We start from the raw sequence: 18500 nt of genomic DNA on the forward strand, positions 1-18500 counted from the left end.
CTGACCGTCGAAGCCGTCAATCGGACAGTAGCGAGGATCAATCTACGCCCGCGCAAGCGCTTGGGCTGGAAGACGCCGTACGAAGTGCATACAGGGGTGAGCGTTGCACTTATGTGTTGAATTCAGGACTCAAAAGAGGCGGCAAATAAATACGGGCGTTGCGCCGATTGCCCCAAGCGCAGCCTGACGAGCGGCTCGTCCGTGCGCTAAATTCAGGCGCCACAAGGACTTTTTTCCGCCGCGCCCGCAGCCTGCAGAACGGCGCCGGTAAACTCGGGTAGAATGCCGCCCACGCAATGAGGGTATTGGAAATGGCTTTAGTCGGACGCTACAACAGTTTGCAAGTGGTTAAACATACTAACTTCGGTTTGTATCTGGACGGCGGCGCCGATGGCGAAATCCTGCTGCCCAATCGTTATATTCCAAAAGATATTCCCAGCGAAGATGAAGACTGGCTCAACGTTTTTATTTATTTGGACAGCGATGACAAACTTATCGCCACCACCGAAACACCCAAAGTTCAGGTCGGTGAATTCGCCAGTTTGAAAGTGGTTGAAGTCAACAGCATCGGCGTGTTCCTCGACTGGGGCCTGCCCAAGGACCTGTTGCTGCCGTACTCCGAAGAAAAACGCCAGATGACCGCCGGCGAGTACTGCGTGGTGCATGTGTACCTCGACAAACACACCCGCCGCATCACCGCCACCGCGCGCCTGGACCGTTACCTGGACAAAACCCCGGCCAACTACCAAGTGGGCCAGGAAGTGGACTTGCTGGTGGCCGAAGCGACCGACATGGGCTTCAAGGCCATCATCAATAACAAGCACTGGGGCTTGATCCACAAGAACGAAATCTTCAAGTTCATGCGCGCCGGTAAAGAAGAAAAAGGCTTTATCAAAGAGATTCGTGCCGACGGCAAGATCAGCCTGAGCCTGCAACCGGTGGGTGAAGAAGCCGCCAGCAGCCTGAACTCCAAGATCCTCGCCAAGTTGCGCGAAAACAACGGCAGCCTGCCGGTCAGCGACAAAAGCGACCCGGCCTTGATTAGCAGCCTGTTTGGCGTCAGCAAGGGCAACTTCAAGAAAGCCATTGGCGCGCTCTACAAAGGTGGGCAGATCGTGATCCACGCCGACCGCATCGAGTTGAGCTGATTGCCTGAGGGGGATAGTGGCATTGAGCCGCCTAGCGCGGCGGTTTGCCGGCGTTTACGTGGGATGCGGGGCCTATTGCTGATGGATTCAGTAATAGATCATTGTAAGAACGAGCGAGCATTGCGTAGGAGTTAGGACTATTCTCTGTGAGAACACGTTCAAGACTCTCGATCGCACCGCATTACCCTGAAGGGGGCACCATGAAAGAGAAAATTCAAAACTGGCTCCACGACCTCGGTGTTGCGCTGGGTCTGATTGAACCGCCGCTGCAACCGGTGCCTATCCGCACGGACGACGAGCAACGCCGTCGCCAGCCGCGCCGCCGCTAACCCCCGCCCTTGAAGTGACCCAGGGCCTGATGCCGGTCAGGCCCACCGGTTTTCCCCTGTGCCCGCCCCGGGCTTTTTCTTTGTCCAGAAGCTTATGCCCCGCCCACACTGCCCGCGCTGCCTGCGCCCCGACACCCATTGCCTGTGCCCGCTGATCCCCAGCCTCGACAGCCGCACCCGGGTGCTGTTGTTGCAGCACCCCAGCGAGGTACGCCACGCGCTGAACACCGCGCGCCTGGCGGCGTTGGGCCTTAATAACGCTGAGTTGATCGTGGGCGAGGTGTTCGCCGACCTGCCGGCGCTGCTCGACCGCCCCGGTTACCAGGCGCGGTTGTTGTTTCCGGGCGAAGAATCCCAGGCGCTGCTCGCCTATGGGCCGGCGGAGCTACCGCTGTTGCTGGTGGTGCCGGACGGCACCTGGCGCAAGGCGCGCAAGCTGTTGCACCTCAATCCGCTGCTGGCCGCGCTGCCCCGGGTCAGCCTGGCGGCGGGCGCGGTGTCGCGCTACCGCTTGCGCAAGGCGCCGGGGCCGGGGGCGTTGTCCACTGTGGAGGCGATTGCCCAGGCGTTGCAGGTGCTGGAGGCGCCGGCCTCGTTCGAGCCATTGCTGCGCCCGTTCGAGGCGTTGATCGAGGGCCAGATCGCGGCGATGGGTGATGACGTTTACCAGCGCAACCACGGCGTCTAGCGTTCGCGCATCGCCTCGGTGCGAGCCTTGAGCACCGGTTTGAGCAGGTAATCGAGCACACTTTTTTCGCCGGTGATGATGTCCACGGTGGCCACCATGCCGGGGATTATCAGCAGCGGTTTGACGTCGCCGCCCAGGTGGTTTTTGTCGGTGCGCACCTGGATCAGGTAGAAACTGTTGCCCTTGTCGTCGGTGATGGCGTCGGCGCCGATCAATTCCAGCTTGGCGCTCAGGCCGCCGTAGATGGTGTAGTCGTAGGCGCTGAACTTGACCATAGCTTTCTGCCCCGGGTGCAGGAAGGCCACGTCCTGCGGGCGGACTTTGGCTTCGATCAGCAGGTTGTCTTCCAGGGGCACGATTTCCACCATGTCGCTGCCGGGTTGGACCACGCCGCCGATGGTGTTGACCTTGAGCTGCTTGATGACCCCATGCACCGGGGAGGTCACCGTGGTGCGGGTGACGCGGTCGTCGATGGCGATGCTGGTGGCGGTGATTTTCGACAGTTCGGCGCGTTTTTCGTTGAGTTCCTTGGCCGCCTCGGAGCGGAAGCTCTGCTCCGATTCATCGATCTTGCTCTTGATCTCATTGATCGCCGATTCGGCCCGGGGAATGGCCAGGGTGGTGGCATTGAGGGAACCGCGGATTTCCACGGCGGCGCGTTTGAGGCGCAGGATTTCCACCGGCGACACCGCCCCGGTGCCCACCAGGGGCGCGGACATGTTCATTTCCTGTTGCAGCAGCCCCAGGCTTGAGCTGAATTGCCCTTGTTTTGAGCGAAATTCCGCCAGTTCTTGGGTTTTTTGCCGAAGTTGCTCACTCAAGGTCCGTTGTTCGCTGGCCAACCTGCGTTGGCGCTGCTCGAACAGCGAGCGTTCGTCCTCGGCCACTTGCGGGGCCTTGGCCACCACTTCGTCGGAGAGCTTGAAGGGCCGGCCCTCGGCTTCGGCCGACAGGCGTTCGACCTGGGCGGTGAGGGTGAAGCGGTCCACCTCGCTTTCGCCCTTGTTGGAGCGAAACCGCGTGTCATCCAGGCGCAGCAGGGTGTCGCCCTTGTTCACCATTTGCCCTTCGCGCACGAAGATCTCGGTGACGATGCCGCCCTCCAGGTTCTGGATCACCTGCACCTTGCTCGACGGAATGGCCTTGCCTTCGCCCATGGTCACTTCTTGCAGCACAGCGAATTTGGCCCACAACAGGGCGCTGATGATAAGCGCGGCGGCGATCCACACCGTCAGGCGCGACCAGCGCGGCGAGTCTTCCTGGGCGACGCCGGCCACTTCGGGCATGAATTCGCTGTCGGCGTTTTTGTTGAAACGAGCGAAGTAGCCGCGCGGGGCAGTGGGGTTGGACATGGGCGCCTCCTAGACGGCCGCAGAGCCGACACGGCCCTTGCGCAGTGCATCGATGACCGCTTCCTTGGGACCGTCGGCGACGATCTTGCCGTTGTCCAGCACGATCAGGCGATCCACCAGGCTGAGCATTGAGGTGCGATGGGTGACCAGCAACAAGGTCTTGCCCGCGACCCAGGTGTGCAGGCGTTGGCGCAGGGTGTCTTCGCTGCTGTTGTCCATGGCGCTGGTGGGCTCGTCGAGCACCATGATCGGCGGGTCGAGCAGCAACGCCCGGGCCAGCAGCACAGCCTGGCGCTGGCCGCCGGAGAGTAATTGGCCGCGCTCGCCCACCGGGCGGTCGAAGCCTTGGGGGTGCTGGCGGGCCAGTTCGGTGACGCCGGTCAGCTCCGCCACTTCAAGCATCCGCGCGTCACTGATGTAGCGTGCGCCGAGGGTCAGGTTGTCGCGCAGGCTGCCGGCCAGCAGCGGCAGGTCATGGGCGACATAGCCGATCTGTTGGCGCAGGTCGGCCACGTCCAGTTGCCGCAGGTCCAGGCCATCGAGCAGCAGTTGGCCTTCGTCGGGGGCGTAGAAACCCATCACCAGGCGCCCCAGGGTGCTTTTGCCCGAGCCGCTGCGGCCGATGATGCCGATGCGCTCCCCCGGTTTGACGCTGAAGCTGATGTTGTGCAGCGCCGGCGCGCCTTGCCCGGCGTACTGGAAGGTCACCTGGCTGACGTCCAGCGCGCCTTGCAACTGGGTGCGTTCCAGCGGCCGCTGCTTGGCGTCGCGTTCCTGGGGCAGGCCCATCAGGGCGTCGGTGCTGCGCATGGTCAATTGGGCTTGCTGGTAGCGGGTGATGAGCCCGGCGATCTGCCCCAGGGGCGAGAGCACGCGGCTGCCGAGCATGTAGGTGGCCACCAGGGCGCCGACGCTGAGGCTGCCGGCGATGATGCTGTAGACCCCGGCGATGATGGTGGTCATGCCACATAACTGCTGGATGAACAGGGTGCCGTTGGTGGCCATGGCCGACAGGTTGCGGGCATGGCTGTCCAGGCGCGTGAGGGCGCCGTGGGTGCTTTCCCATTTGTGCTGGCGCTCGCTTTCGGCGCTGCAGGCCTTGAGGGTTTCCAAGCCACTGAGGGTTTCGATCAGCAGGGCCTGGCGTTCGGCGCCCAGGGACAGGCTTTTTTGCACGGTGTCGCGCAGGCGTGCCTGGATCACCATGGCAAAGCCGATGGTGATGGGGAACGCCAGCAGCGGGATAACCACCAGCCAGCCGCCGAGCAGGCCGATCACCACCAGCATCAGCACCGCGAAGGGCAGGTCGATGAGGCTGGTCAGGGTCACGGCGGTGAGGAACTCACGCAGGCCCTGGAAGTCATGGATGCTCTGGGCAAAACCGCCGATGGTGGCCGGGCGGGCCTTCATCGACATGCCGGTGATGCGCTCAAACAGCGTGGCGGAGAGGATCACGTCGGTTTTCTTGCCGGCGGTGTCCAACAGGTGCGCGCGCACCACCCGCAGCACCAACTCGAACCCGGTGCCGATCAACAGGCCCACCGACAGCATCCACAGGGTGGACGTGGCCTGGTTGGGCACCACGCGGTCGTAGGTCTGCATGACGAACAACGGCACCATCAGGCCCAGCAGGTTAATCAGGAAACTGGCGAGGATCGCGTCGCTGTACAGCCAGCGCGACAGCTTGAGGGTGTCGCGAAACCACGCCTCTACCCGGGGCACCAGGGGCGTGCGCAGGTCTTCGAGTTCGTGGCGCGGCCGGGCGAAGAGGGCCTGGCCGCTGTATTCCTCGGCCAACTCTTGGCGGCTGACCCACTGCTCGCCGCCCTCGGCTTCGCTGGGCAGGATCAGCGCCTTGTCGTCCTCGCTCCAACGGCGCAGTACGGCGGTGCGGCCGTTGTTGAGGATCAGCAGCACCGGCAGGTTTAGCGCAGAAATGGCCGACAGGTCCCGGCGCAGCACCCGCGCCTGCAACCCGGCCCGGGCCGCGGCCCGGGGCAGCAGGTCCAGGCTCAGGCGTTGCTGGGCCAGGGGCAACCCGGCGCTCAGGCTGGCACGGCTGACGGTGCGGTCGTGCAGCTTGCACAGGATCATCAACCCGTCCAACAACGGGTCGTCGAAGCTCAGACGCGGGTCCACGCCAGTGTTGCCGGGTTCCATGCTGGTCAAGTTGCGCACTCCTTGTACCGACTACTTCATTTCAGGCAAACGGGCTTCGTTTCTCACTTCGGTCTGGGCGATGGCTTCGGCGGGGACGACGACTTTCTCCTTGTTCAGCAACTCCCCCATGTTGGCCAGCACGCGGTACATCGAGAACTCTTCGGTGTAGCGCACTTCGGTGTAACGGCGGTTGGCGTTGTACAGCTCGTTTTCACTGTCGAGCAGGTCGAGCAGGGTGCGTTGGCCCAGGCCGAACTGGTCTTGGTAGGCGGCGCGCACACGGGTGGTGGTTTCGGCGTATTCGCGGGCGGTGGGGGTTTGCTTCTTGGCGTTGACCATGGCGTTCCAGGCCAGGGTGATGTTCTCGTTGAGCATGCGCAGCGCGTTGTTGCGGATGTCCATGGCCTGGTTGATTTTGTGCGCGTCCGATTGCAGGCGTGCCTTGTCGCTGCCGCCCTTGAACAGGTTGTAATTCATGATGACGCCCACGCGCCATTCGTTGTCGTGGCCCTTGTCGCCCTGGATGTTGTCGTTGGCGCCCACCGCAGCCTCTGCATCGAAACGTGGGTAGAACGGCGACTTGGCCACTTCATATTGGCTTTCGGCGGACTGCACGTCGGCCTGGGCGGATTTGAGGTAAGGGTTGTTCTCCAACATGCTCTGGCGCGCGTCTGGCAGGCTGGCGGGCACTTCACCACGAATCGAGGGCAGGGTTTCCAGTTCGTCGGGCATGCGGCCAACGGCGCTGAAGAAGTTCGCCTCGGCATCGGCCAGGTCGACGGTGGCGGTGTCAAAGTTGTTTTCCGCCAGGGCACGACGGGCGGCCGACTGGTCGAGGTCGGCGTTGCTGCCCACGCCGCGCTGGGTGCGCAGGCCAATCTGGTCGTTCACCCGCAGGTGCGCTTGCAGGTTGTTCTTGGCCAGGGTCACCAGTTCACGGCGCTTGAGCACCTCCAGGTACACCTCGATGGTACGCAGGGCCAGGCTTTCGGCGGTGCCGCGGGTGTAGTAGGCGCGGGAGTTGACCACCGATTGGGTGCGGCCCACTTCATTGGCGGTATTAAAGCCGTCGAACAGCATTTGCCGCAGGCGCAGTTCCGACTGGGTGTAGTTCAACGTTTCAGTGTGGTGGTTGCCCTGGCCACGGGTGGTGCTGTTGTCGCTATAGCCACGGCCATACCCGGCGTTGAGATCCAGCGAAGGGTAAAAACCACCCTTGGCGACCTTCACGTCTTCATCCGCCGACAAACGGCTGTTCTGGGTCGAACGAAGCTCGGGGTGATTATCCAGCGTGCTTTGGATGGCTTCAGTCAACGACATGGCCTGGGCCGCGGGGGCGCAGGCGATAGCCAATAAAACCGCGCTGCAGAGGGGTGTCAAAACGCGCATGGGTACTTCTCCCTGGTCCTGATGGTGCTTAGCAGTCGCCAAAAAGTTGACGAATTTTTTAGTTCAAACCGTTTCAGGTTTGTAACATGAGAGCTAAGAACACTTTTGCGCCGACCTAAGAAGAATTTCTCATAATACTTATGCCAAAAAAAACTTATGCACTCTGCCAGATCCAGCACATTGTTGATTGCGCGGGCCCTTATTAACCAAGCCCTCTGGAGCTTTTAAGGGGTTTCGCAAAGTTCAATCAATTTTGCAGTACAGGTCGGGAAAGGAGTGAAAAGGCGAGGGCGGCATCGTTTTTCGGGCGGCGGTTTTTTGTCACTTGCCCCTGGTTAGCGCTGTGACGCCCCTTCCCTTGAACGGTTTTGAGGCGGATGAGCTTGATTTTGTTTGGCTTGTTCCGCTTTCACCGGTAGTTCGGGAGGTGTAAGGGGTGACGGATTTGTGCCGCGCTTAGAGACGCGGCGCAGATCGGTCGCCCCGTGCCATTCACGCTTTCTCTGCATACGTAGATGCCGATAGCTGTCGGCGGCGGAGGAATGGATATGGCAACGCTCATCGGTATCGTCAGTCAGGTAGTGGGTCAGGTTTACGCAGTGGCGAGCAACGGTGCCAAGCGCGCCCTGGTCGAGGGCGACCGGCTGTTTGCCGGGGAAACGCTGGACACCGGCGCCTCCGGCGCGGTGGCCGTGCGCTTGCAGAACGGCCAGGAATTGACCCTCGGCCGTGGCAGCGAGCTGCAATTGAGTGCCGACCTGCTCAGCGACAAGGTGCCTCACGTCGTCGCCGCTGAAAGCACCACGCCGAGCCAGGCGCAATTGACGGACGTCGAGCAATTGCAAAAAGCCATCGCCGCTGGCGCCGACCCCACCCAAACCGGCGAAGCCACCGCGGCCGGCCCCGGTAGCCCCGGCGGTACGGGCGGCGCGGCGGGCGGCGGCCACACCTTTGTATTGCTCGAAGAAGTGGCGGGCCGGGTGGACCCGGTCATCGGCTTCCCCACCGCCGGGTTCAACGGTATTCCCGAATTCGTCCCGCAGATCATCGACCCGGTGCCAGAGGACAACACGCCCCCCATCGTGCCGCCCAACAACGAAGTGAGCCTGGGCGGGCTCGCGGTGGAGGGCGGCGAACTGACCCTCAACGAAGCCAACCTGCAACAGGGTTCGGCCAGCGACCCGGCGGCCCTGACCCAAAGCGGCAGCTTCAATGTGTCGGCCCCCGATGGCCTGCTCAACCTCAGCGTGGGCGGCATCAGCGTGGTCAGCGGCGGAGTGGCCGCGCTCTTTCCGCAGTCGATCACCACCCAACTGGGCAACACCCTGACCATCACCGGCTACAACCCGGCCACGGGCGTGGTCACCTACAGCTACACCCTCAACGGCAACGAAACCCACTCAGCGGCCGACGGCGCCAACAACCTGAGCGAACAGTTCACGGTGGTGGCCAGCGACACCAACGGCGACACCGCCACCGGCTCGCTGGACATCAACATCACCGACGACCTGCCCAGCGCAGCCAACGACAGCAACGCCGGCGTCGGCTCCGAAAGCCAACTGACCCTCACCGGCAACGTGCTGACCAACGACATCCAAGGCGCCGACCGCGTGGCCAGCGGCCCGGTCACGGCCGGCACCTACACCGGCACCTACGGCACCCTCGTGCTGGCGGCCGATGGCAGCTACACCTACACCCTCAACCCCACGGGCGCGGCGTTTTTGGCCCTCAAGGGCGATGGCAGCGGCACCGAGACCTTCACCTACACCCTCACCGACTCGGACGGCGACACCAGTACCGCCAACCTGGTGCTCAACGTCCACAACAACGATGACCCCGCGACCCTCGACGGCCTCAAAGTCGAAGGCGCCGAACTGACCTTCTATGAAAACGCCCTGAGCGACGGCTCGGCGCCAGGCAGCAGCCCGCTGACTCAGGGTGGCTCCTTCACCGTGACCGCACTGGACGGCGTACAAACCCTCACCGTCGGCGGCATCAACGTGGTGACCGGCGGTCTGGCGGCCACTTTCCCACAGGTGTTTACCACCGACCTGGGTAATACCCTGACCATCACCGGGTACAACCCGACTACAGGCGTGGTGACTTACACCTACACCCTCAACGACAACGAAGCCCACGCCCCGGGCGCCGGCACCAACAGCCTTGGGGAAAACTTCACGGTGACCTTGGTGGATAGCAACGGCACCACGGCCACCGATTCTTTGAACGTGAATATCGTCGATGACGTCCCCACCGCGAAGGACGACAGCAACACCCAAACCGCCACCGAAACTCTGACGTCATTGACCGGCAACGTGCTGGACAACGACATCCAAGGCGCCGACCGCGTGACCACCGGCCCATCGGCTGGCCCCATTACTGGCGGTACATTCACCGGCACCTACGGCACCCTGGTTCTAGGGGCGAACGGTACTTACACCTACACCCTCGACCCCAACAATCCCGCCTTCAAGGCACTGACCACGGATTCCACCGAGACCTTTACCTACACCTTCACCGACAAGGACGGCGACACCAGCACTGCGAATTTGGTGCTCAACGTTCACAACAACGATGACCCAGTGGTAATCGATGGCCTGAAAGTGGACGGCGGGGAAGTCACGTTGTACGAAAAAGCCCTGGGCGATGGCTCCGCTCCCGGCAGCAGCCCGCTGACTCAGGGTGGCTCCTTCACCGTGACCGCACTGGACGGCGTGCAAACCCTCACCGTGGGTGGCATCAACGTGGTGACCGGCGGTGTGGCGGCCACTTTCCCACAGGTGTTTACCACCGACCTGGGTAACACCCTGACCATCACCGGGTACAACCCGACTACATGCGTGGTGACTTACACCTACACCCTCAACGACAACGAAGCCCACGCCTCCGGCGCCGGCACCAATAACCTGAGCGAAAGCTTCACCGTGACCCTGGTGGACGGCAACGGCACCACGGCCACCGACTCGCTGGACGTGAACATCGTCGATGACGTACCAACGGCCAAAGACGACAGCAACACCCAAACTGCGACTGAAACCCTCACCAGCCTCACCGGCAACGTGCTGGACAACGACATCCAAGGCGCCGACCGCGTAACCACCGGTCCATCGGCCGGCCCCATTACCGGCGGTACATTCACCGGCACCTACGGCACCTTGGTTTTGGGGGCGAACGGTACTTATACCTACACCCTTGACCCCAATAATCCCGCCTTCAAGGCACTGACCACGAACGCCACCGAGACCTTTACCTACACCTTCACGGATAAGGACGGCGACACCAGCACCGCGAACCTAGTGCTCAACGTCCACAACAACGATGACCCAGTGGTGATCGATGGCCTGAAAGTGGACGGCGGGGAAGTCACGCTGTACGAAAAAGCCCTGAGCGATGGCTCCGCTCCCGGCAGCAGCCCGCTGACTCAGGGTGGCTCCTTCACCGTGACCGCGCTGGACGGCGTACAAACCCTCACCGTCGGCGGCATCAACGTCGTCACCGGCGGCGTGGCGGCCACTTTCCCACAGGTGTTTACCACCGACCTGGGTAATACCCTGACCATCACCGGGTACAACCCGGCGACTGGCGTGGTGACTTACACCTACACCCTCAACGACAACGAGGCCCATGCAACGGGTGCAGGCACCAACAACCTCAGTGAAAACTTTACGGTCACTTTGGTGGACAGCAACGGCACCACGGCCACCGATTCGCTGGATGTGAATATCGTCGACGATGTGCCAACGGCCAAAGACGACAGCAACACCCAAACTGCGACTGAAACCTTGACGTCATTGACCGGCAACGTGCTGGACAACGACATCCAAGGCGCCGACCGCGTGACCACCGGCCCATCGGCTGGCCCCATTACTGGCGGTACATTCACCGGCACCTACGGCACCCTGGTTCTAGGGGCGAACGGTACTTACACCTACACCCTCGACCCCAACAATCCCGCCTTCAAGGCACTGACCACGGATTCCACCGAGACCTTTACCTACACCTTCACCGACAAGGACGGCGACACCAGCACTGCGAATTTGGTGCTCAACGTTCACAACAACGATGACCCAGTGGTAATCGATGGCCTGAAAGTGGACGGCGGGGAAGTCACGTTGTACGAAAAAGCCCTGGGCGATGGCTCCGCTCCCGGCAGCAGCCCGCTGACTCAGGGTGGCTCCTTCACCGTGACCGCACTGGACGGCGTGCAAACCCTCACCGTGGGTGGCATCAACGTGGTGACCGGCGGTGTGGCGGCCACTTTCCCACAGGTGTTTACCACCGACCTGGGTAACACCCTGACCATCACCGGGTACAACCCGACTACAGGCGTGGTGACTTACACCTACACCCTCAACGACAACGAAGCCCACGCCTCCGGCGCCGGCACCAATAACCTGAGCGAAAGCTTCACCGTGACCCTGGTGGACGGCAACGGCACCACGGCCACCGACTCGCTGGACGTGAACATCGTCGATGACGTACCAACGGCCAAAGACGACAGCAACACCCAAACTGCGACTGAAACCCTCACCAGCCTCACCGGCAACGTGCTGGACAACGACATCCAAGGCGCCGACCGCGTAACCACCGGTCCATCGGCCGGCCCCATTACCGGCGGTACATTCACCGGCACCTACGGCACCTTGGTTTTGGGGGCGAACGGTACTTATACCTACACCCTTGACCCCAATAATCCCGCCTTCAAGGCACTGACCACGAACGCCACCGAGACCTTTACCTACACCTTCACGGATAAGGACGGCGACACCAGCACCGCGAACCTAGTGCTCAACGTCCACAACAACGATGACCCAGTGGTGATCGATGGCCTGAAAGTGGACGGCGGGGAAGTCACGCTGTACGAAAAAGCCCTGAGCGATGGCTCCGCTCCCGGCAGCAGCCCGCTGACTCAGGGTGGCTCCTTCACCGTGACCGCGCTGGACGGCGTACAAACCCTCACCGTCGGCGGCATCAACGTCGTCACCGGCGGCGTGGCGGCCACTTTCCCACAGGTGTTTACCACCGACCTGGGTAATACCCTGACCATCACCGGGTACAACCCGGCGACTGGCGTGGTGACTTACACCTACACCCTCAACGACAACGAGGCCCATGCAACGGGTGCAGGCACCAACAACCTCAGTGAAAACTTTACGGTCACTTTGGTGGACAGCAACGGCACCACGGCCACCGATTCGCTGGATGTGAATATCGTCGACGATGTGCCAACGGCCAAAGACGACAGCAACACCCAAACTGCGACTGAAACCTTGACGTCATTGACCGGGAACGTGCTGGACAACGACATCCAAGGCGCCGACCGCGTAACCACCGGCCCATCGGCCGGCCCCATTACCGGCGGCACCTTTACTGGCACCTACGGCACCCTGGTTCTGGGGGCGAACGGTACTTATACCTACACCCTCGACCCCAACAATCCTGCATTCAAAGCGCTGACCACGAACGCCACCGAGACCTTTACCTACACCTTCACCGACAAGGACGGCGATACGAGCACCGCCAATCTGGTACTCAACGTTCACAACAACGACGACCCGGTGGTGATCGATGGCCTGAAAGTGGACGGCGGGGAAGTCACGTTGTACGAAAAAGCCCTGAGCGATGGCTCGGCGCCAGGCAGCAGCCCGCTGACCCAGGGCGGCTCCTTCACCGTGACCGCACTGGACGGCGTGCAAACCCTCACCGTGGGCGGTATCAACGTGGTGACTGGCGGTGTGGCGGCCACTTTCCCACAGGTGTTTACCACCGACCTGGGTAATACCCTGACCATCACCGGGTACAACCCGACTACAGGCGTGGTCACTTACACCTACACCCTCAACGACAACGAAGCCCATGCCTCCGGCGCCGGCACCAATAACCTGAGCGAAAGCTTTACCGTGACCTTGGTGGACGGCAACGGCACCACGGCCACCGATTCGCTGGATGTGAATATCGTCGACGATGTGCCAACGGCCAAAGACGACAGCAACACCCAAACTGCGACTGAAACCCTCACCAGCCTCACCGGCAACGTGCTGGACAACGACATCCAAGGCGCCGACCGCGTGACCACCGGCCCATCGGCCGGCCCCATTACTGGCGGTACATTCACCGGCACCTACGGCACCCTGGTTCTGGGGGCGAACGGTACTTACACCTACACCCTCGACCCCAACAATCCCGCCTTCAAAGCGCTGACCACGAACGCCACCGAGACCTTTACCTACACCTTCACCGACAAGGACGGCGATACCAGCACCGCCAATCTGGTGCTGAACGTCCACAACAACGATGACCCGGTGGTGATCGATGGCCTGAAAGTGGACGGCGGGGAAGTCACGTTGTACGAAAAAGCGCTCTCGGACGGTTCCGCTCCGGGGAGTTCGCCGTTGACCCAGGGCGGTTCCTTTACCGTGACCGCGCTGGACGGGGTACAAACCCTCACCGTCGGCGGCATCAACGTCGTCACCGGCGGCGTGGCGGCCACTTTCCCACAGGTGTTTACCACCGACCTGGGCAACACACTGACCATCACCGGGTACAACCCGACTACAGGCGTGGTGACTTACACCTACACCCTCAACGACAACGAAGCCCATGCAACGGGTGCAGGCACCAACAACCTCAGTGAAAACTTCACCGTGACCCTGGTGGACAGCAACGGCACTACAGCCACCGACTCCCTGGACGTGAATATCGTCGACGATGTGCCAACGGCCAAAGACGACAGCAACACCCAAACCGCCACCGAAACCTTGACGTCATTGACCGGGAACGTGCTGGACAACGACATCCAAGGCGCGGACCGCGTAACCACCGGTCCATCGGCAGGTCCTATCACTGGCGGTACCTTTACTGGCACCTACGGCACCCTGGTTCTAGGGGCAAATGGCACTTACACCTACACCCTTGACCCCAACAATCCTGCATTCAAAGCGCTGACCACGAACGCCACCGAGACCTTCACCTACACCTTCACCGACAAGGACGGCGACACCAGCACCGCGAATTTGGTGCTCAACGTCCACAACAACGACGACCCGGTGGTGATCGATGGCCTGAAAGTGGACGGCGGGGAAGTCACGCTGTACGAAAAAGCCCTGGGCGATGGCTCCGCTCCCGGCAGCAGCCCGCTGACCCAGGGCGGCTCCTTCACCGTGACCGCACTGGACGGCGTACAAACCCTCACCGTCGGCGGTATCAACGTGGTGACTGGCGGTGTGGCGGCCACTTTCCCACAGGTGTTTACCACTGACCTGGGTAATACCCTGACCATCACCGGGTACAACCCGACTACAGGCGTGGTGACTTACACCTACACCCTCAACGACAACGAAGCCCACGCCTCCGGCGCCGGCACCAACAACCTGAGCGAAAGCTTTACCGTGACCTTGGTGGACGGCAACGGCACCACGGCCACCGATTCGCTGGACGTGAACATCGTCGATGACGTGCCAACGGCCAAAGACGACAGCAACACCCAAACTGCGACTGAAACCCTCACCAGCCTCACCGGCAATGTGCTGGACAACGACATCCAAGGCGCCGACCGCGTAACCACCGGCCCATCGGCCGGCCCCATTACCGGCGGTACATTCACCGGCACCTACGGCACCTTGGTTTTGGGGGCGAACGGTACTTACACCTACACCCTTGACCCCAACAATCCCGCCTTCAAGGCGTTGAAAACCGACACAACGGACACCTTCACCTACACCTTCACCGACAAGGACGGCGACGTCAGCACGGCGAAACTGGTGCTTAACGTCCACAACAACGATGACCCGGCGGTTATCAATGGCCTGAACGTCACGGGCGGGGAGTTGACGCTGTATGAAAACGCCTTGAGCGATGGCACTGCGCCGGGCAGTTCGGCCCTGACGCAAGGCAGCACGTTCAGCGTGACGGCCCTGGACGGGGTGAAAACCCTGACCGTGGCCGGGATGAATGTGGTCAGCAATGGCGTGGTGGCGAACTTCCCGCAGGTGTTTGTCACGCCTCTGGGCAACACCCTGACGGTCACGGGCTACAACCCGGCGACCGGGGTGGTGAGCTACACCTACACCCTCAACGACAATGAGAACCACAGCGGCGGCAATGGCACCACCCTGGCCGAGCCGTTCACCGTGACCCTGGTGGACGGCAACGACAGCACGGCCACCGGCACGCTGGACGTCACCATCGTTGACGATACGCCGCTGGCCAAGGCAGATACCGGCACGGTGATCGAAGGCAGCACCCTCAATATCGCGGTGCTCGGCAATGACGTGCTCGGTGCCGACGGCGCGACGCTGGGCGGTGCGGTGGTGGGGGTGAAGGCGGGCAATGGCACCGGCACCCCGGTGACCACCGGCCTGAACAGCAACATCGCCGGCAACTTTGGTTACCTGACGCTGGATGCGGCGGGCAACGCGGTGTACCACAGTTACGCGAACTCGGTCAGCGGCACGGTGACGGATACCTTCACCTACACCATCCGTGACGGCGACGGCGACCTGAGCACCACCACCATCACCGTGACGATCAATGACAGTGGCCTGAAGGCCATCGTCGATCAGGACGTGACGGTGTACGAAAAAGCCCTGGACCTGGGCAAGGATGGCCTGGACCTGGTCGGCGGCACGGTGGTCGGCAGCGATCCTACGTCCACCGGCGAAACCGCCACCGGCACCCTGGTGGGTTCGGTCACCGGTGGCGTCGGCGCCATTACCTACACCCTGGTGGGCAGTGCTACCGGTGCCTATGGGCAACTGTTGCTCAACCCCAACGGCACCTACACCTACACCCTGAGTTCGGCGCCGAAAACCACGCCCAATGCCAACGACGGCATCACCACCAACCAGACCGAAACCTTCACCTACAAGGCCACGGACGCTGCGGGCAACACCCAGACCAGCACCATCGTCATCAACATCGTCGACGACGTGCCCAAGGCTGTGGCCGCCGAGCGTTCGATGACCACGGTGGAGGTCGATACCAACCTGCTGATCGTGCTCGACACCTCCGGCAGCATGGACTGGGAGTCGGGGGTGGCGGGCAAATCGCGCCTGCAACTGGCCAAGGAAGCCATCACCGCATTGCTCGACAAGTACGACGCCATGGGCGATGTGATGGTCAAACTCGTCACCTTCAGCTCCACCGGTGTCGAACAGGGAACGACCTGGGTCAGTGTGGCCGTGGCCAAAAGCCAAATCGCCGGGCTGATCGCCGACGGTGGCACCAACTACGACGGCGCTGTGGCCAAGGCGATGACGGCGTTCCTCAAAAGCGGCAAGCTCACGGGCGCACAGAACGTCGGCTACTTCTTCTCCGACGGTGAGCCTTCCGCTGGCCAGGAAATTTCTGGCAGTGATATCACCAACTGGCAGAACTTCCTCAACACCAACGGCATCAACAACTACGCCATTGGCCTGGGGCCGAACGTTTTTGCCTCCAACCTTGATCCTCTGGCGTACAACGGCAATACCGGGACAGACACCAACGCGGTGATCGTCACCAACCTGGCGCAACTGGACTCGGTACTCGCCGGCACTGTGCAGGGCACGCCGGTTACCGGCACGTTGCTTGGCGAAGGCGGCTCGTTCGGCGCCGATGGCGGCTTTATCAAATCCATCGTGGTCGATGGCATCACCTACACCTACGACCCCAAGGCCTTGAACAACCAGGGCTCGGTGACCGCCACCGGCGTCGGTACAGTCACCGGGATCTTCAACACGGCGAACAACACCCTCAGCGTCTCCACCACCAAGGGCGGCACCCTGTTGGTGAACCTGGATACCGGCGAATTCACCTACACCTCGCAAACTGTCTCGACTACGCAAAAGGTCGAAAACTTCACCTACACGGTGAGCGACAACGACGGCGACCTGGCCGGTTCCACCCTAACCATCAAGGTCAACCCCAACGCGGCGCCCGTGGCCGGTGACGACAACATCATCACCAACGTGGCCTCTAGCACTATCGTGATCCCCGGCGATGTACTGCTGGCTAACGACAGCGACGCCAATGGCGACCCGTTGACGCCGTCCACCACCAGCTTCGCCACGGGGTGGATCGCCCGAGGGGCGGACTTCTCGGGCACCGGTTCGGTGAGTTTCGCCGGGACCCAAAACAACTCGGGCAACCAAAACCTGGCGAACGTGCGCACCAACTTCGCGCGCACCCCGGGCACCATGACGGCGGCGCTGGCCATCAGTGCCTTCTTGGGCGCGGTCAACGCCAACAACGCCAACGACGAGGACTTGGTTACCGTCAACCTCAAGCAGGGCGAGGTGCTCAAGGCCTCCCATAACCTGGGGGCAGGCCAGGTAACACTGGCGTACTCGATCAACGGTGGGGCTTTCGTGCTTATCAACAGCGGCGATTTGATCCCGGCGGCCACGGGGGCCAATGACGTGTATCGCATCCGTGTGGTTAACGTGGCCGACACCCCCGGCGGCGACACGGGCTCGGAAACCTACACCCTGAGCCTGTCCATCGATTACACCGCCACGTCCCCCATCACCCCGGACGTCAACGCCAGCTACACGGTCAATGACAACCACGGCGGCAGCGACAGCGCCGCGGTAAACATCCACTACCAGGACGGCCTCACCCTGACCGGCACCAGTGGCAACGATGTGCTGGTGGCCGGCGAAGGCGACAACACCCTCAACGGCGGCGCCGGCAACGACGTACTCACCGCGGGCTCGGGCAACAACACCCTCAATGGCGGCGATGGCAACGACCTGCTGTTCAGCGGCATCGGCAACGACACCTTGATCGGCGGCAGTGGCAACGACACCGTCAGCTACGCCCACGCCACTTCGGCGGTAAACGTCAGCCTGCTGGAGGGCGGTGGGCAGATCACCGGCGGGGCGGGCACGGACATTCTGAGTGGCATCGAGAACCTGATCGGCTCCAACTACAACGACACCCTGACCGGCGACAACAACGCCAACGTCATCACCGGCGGCTTGGGCAACGACATCCTCAACGGCGGTGGCGGTGACGACTTCCTGATCGGCGGCCCGGGCGACAACACCCTGACCGGCGGCACGGGCAGCGACACCTTCCAGTGGGGTGCGGGCAACACCGGGCACGATGTGGTCACGGACTTCACGCCGGGCACCGACAAGCTCGACCTGTCCCAGTTGCTGCAAGGGGAAAACGCCACGGCGGCCTCCCTGGATGACTACTTGCACTTCAAGGTCACGGCGGCGGGCACCACCATCGACGTCAGCGCGGCGGCGGGGGCAGCGACCACCCAGACCATCGACCTGGCCGGCGTCAACCTGGCCACCCAGTACGGGGTCACGCCGGGGGCGGGCGGGGTGATTGCCGCCGGGGCGGACACCGCGACCATCATCAACGGCATGCTCAACGACCACTCGTTGAAGGTCGATACGGTGTAAGGGAGCAAGCACCAAAAACCCGCCATCCTCAGCCAAGG

The 18500-nt window shown here is 62.2% G+C and carries 7 protein-coding genes and 1 pseudogene; 5 read left to right on the top strand and 3 right to left on the bottom strand.

From position 1 onward, the window contains the following. From AC19YT_RS13660 to AC19YT_RS13675, 4 genes and pseudogenes are all read left to right on the top strand, one after another. Positions 1-120, top strand: a pseudogene (locus AC19YT_RS13660) (IS30 family transposase); the annotation flags it as partial. Positions 121-311: 191 nt separating this feature from the next. Then, entirely contained in the window at positions 312-1148 is an 837-nt protein-coding gene (locus AC19YT_RS13665; RefSeq protein WP_500610449.1) for a CvfB family protein, read from the top strand. 200 nt (positions 1149-1348) lie between these two features. Next, positions 1349-1477, top strand: a complete 129-nt coding sequence (locus tag AC19YT_RS13670; protein WP_003184145.1) for a PA1414 family protein — start codon at positions 1349-1351, stop codon at positions 1475-1477. A 94-nt stretch (positions 1478-1571) separates the two neighbouring features. Beyond that, on the top strand, positions 1572-2165 hold the full coding sequence (locus AC19YT_RS13675) for a tRNA-uridine aminocarboxypropyltransferase (RefSeq protein WP_500610450.1): 594 nt from the start codon (positions 1572-1574) through the stop codon (positions 2163-2165). Here AC19YT_RS13675 and AC19YT_RS13680 read toward each other — a convergent pair. Genes AC19YT_RS13680 through AC19YT_RS13690 form a run of 3 tightly spaced genes read right to left on the bottom strand, consistent with a single transcriptional unit; the run spans position 2162 to position 7066 of the window. Beyond that, positions 2162-3517, bottom strand: a complete 1356-nt coding sequence (locus tag AC19YT_RS13680; protein ID WP_500610451.1) for an HlyD family type I secretion periplasmic adaptor subunit — start codon at positions 3515-3517, stop codon at positions 2162-2164. The two genes, AC19YT_RS13675 and AC19YT_RS13680, sit on opposite strands and share 4 nt — an antisense overlap. Before the next feature lie 9 nt (positions 3518-3526). Further along, on the bottom strand, positions 3527-5686 hold the full coding sequence (locus tag AC19YT_RS13685) for a type I secretion system permease/ATPase (protein ID WP_500610452.1): 2160 nt from the start codon (positions 5684-5686) through the stop codon (positions 3527-3529). A 21-nt stretch (positions 5687-5707) separates the two neighbouring features. After that, on the bottom strand, positions 5708-7066 hold the full coding sequence (locus tag AC19YT_RS13690) for a TolC family outer membrane protein (protein WP_095107357.1): 1359 nt from the start codon (positions 7064-7066) through the stop codon (positions 5708-5710). Between the two features lie 548 nt (positions 7067-7614). Between AC19YT_RS13690 and AC19YT_RS13695 the strand changes: the two genes are divergently transcribed. Further along, positions 7615-18462, top strand: a complete 10848-nt coding sequence (locus tag AC19YT_RS13695) for a retention module-containing protein (RefSeq protein WP_500610453.1) — start codon at positions 7615-7617, stop codon at positions 18460-18462. The last annotated feature ends 38 nt before the right edge of the window (positions 18463-18500 follow it).

The sequence above is a fragment of the Pseudomonas sp. MF08875 genome (assembly GCF_059862525.1).